The sequence below is a fragment of the Streptomyces sp. DvalAA-14 genome (assembly GCF_900091855.1).
Taxonomy (GTDB): Bacteria; Actinomycetota; Actinomycetes; order Streptomycetales; family Streptomycetaceae; genus Actinacidiphila.
Map to the genome: position 1 here is coordinate 1 of NZ_FMCH01000217.1, position 1,440 is coordinate 1,440.

General features: G+C 76.7%; 2 protein-coding genes. Both read left to right on the forward strand.

Annotated features, from left to right (window positions below; translation table 11 throughout):
* Window positions 1-1,071 (forward strand): type VII secretion-associated serine protease mycosin (gene mycP, locus GA0115240_RS10900; RefSeq protein ID WP_107407128.1); only part of this gene is annotated, 1,071 nt, incomplete at its 5' end.
* 49 nt (window positions 1,072-1,120) lie between these two features.
* Window positions 1,121-1,440: SseB family protein (locus GA0115240_RS10905; protein WP_141708799.1), on the forward strand; the 320-nt coding region annotated here is incomplete at its 3' end.

Below are 1,440 nucleotides of genomic sequence, written 5' to 3' on the forward strand. Positions count from 1 at the left end.
GCGCTGCACGCCCAGCAGGCGTGGCAGACCACGAAGGGGGCCGGTGTCACCGTCGCCGTCCTGGACACCGGAGTGGACGCCACCCACCCCGACCTGACCGGCCAGGTCCTGCCCGGCAAGGACGAGATCGGCTTCGGCGCCCAGCGCGGTGACCGCTCCTGGGCCCGGCACGGCACCGGCATGGCCGCCATCATCGCCGGACACGGGCACGGCGCCGACGACGACTCCGGGGTGCTCGGCATCGCCCCGCAGGCCCGGATCCTGCCGGTGCGGGTGATCCTGGAGGACAAGGACCCGCAGCGGCAAAAGGCCCGGCAGACCCGCGGCGACGCGCTGCCCGACGGCATCCGCTGGGCCGCCGACCACGGCGCCGACGTCATCAACCTCTCGCTCGGCGACGACAGCGCCACCGCCGCGCCGGTCGCCGACGAGGACGACGCCATCCAGTACGCGCTGGACAAGGGCGTGGTGGTGGTCGCCTCCGCGGGCAACGGCGGTCAGGACGCGGACCGCTCCTCCTACCCCGCCGCGTACCCCGGGGTGATCGCGGTCGCCGCCGTGGACCAGGACGGCAAGCACGCGGCCTTCTCCACCCGCCGCTGGTACGCCTCGGTGTCCGCGCCGGGCGTGGACGTGGTGATCGCCGACCCGGACCGCACCTACTACAACGGCTGGGGGACCAGCGCGGCCTCCGCGTATGTCTCCGGCACCGCCGCCCTGATCCGGTCGGCGAACCCCCGCCTCAGTCCCGCCCAGGTCAAGCAGGTGCTGCAGACCACCACCCGGCACAAGCCCAAGGGCGGGCGCAGCGACTCCCTGGGCACCGGCATGATCGACCCGGCGATGGCGGTGGCCGCCGCGAAGCGGATGAAACCCGCCCCGGTCGTCGCGGCACCCGCCTCCTACCCGCAGCGCTATTTCGCCCCCGGGCCGACAGCCGCCCCCGCGCCCGCCGATCCCGACCAGGTGCTGGGCGACGGAGTGGCCGCCGGGTGCGCCGCGGCGGGCGGCGCGCTCGTGGTGCTGGCCGCCGTGCTGTGGTTCCGGCCGGGGCGCCGCCGCACCCCGTGACGAACCGCAGGCCGCGCCGCGGTTAGGGTTCCCGGGTGGCGCTCAAGACATCCCCGATCCCGGTTTCGCCGACGACGACGGCTCGGCCGCCCCCGCGCTGGCCGCCGCCCTCGCCGACTACGCGCGGGACCGGACCACGCCGCGGGCCGGCGCCGCCGAGCGGGCCGTGGTCGCCGCGCTGCACGGCGCCCGGCTGCTCGTCCCCGTCGTGGCCCTGCTCGGCGAGGCGGAGACCGGGCCGGACGGGCTGCGCCGGGAGAAGACCAGCGACATGGCGGTGCCGACCATTCAGGCACCGGACGGGCGCCGCGCCCTGCCCGCCTTCACCTCCACCGCGAGCCTGGCCCGCTGGCGGCCCGACGCGCGCCC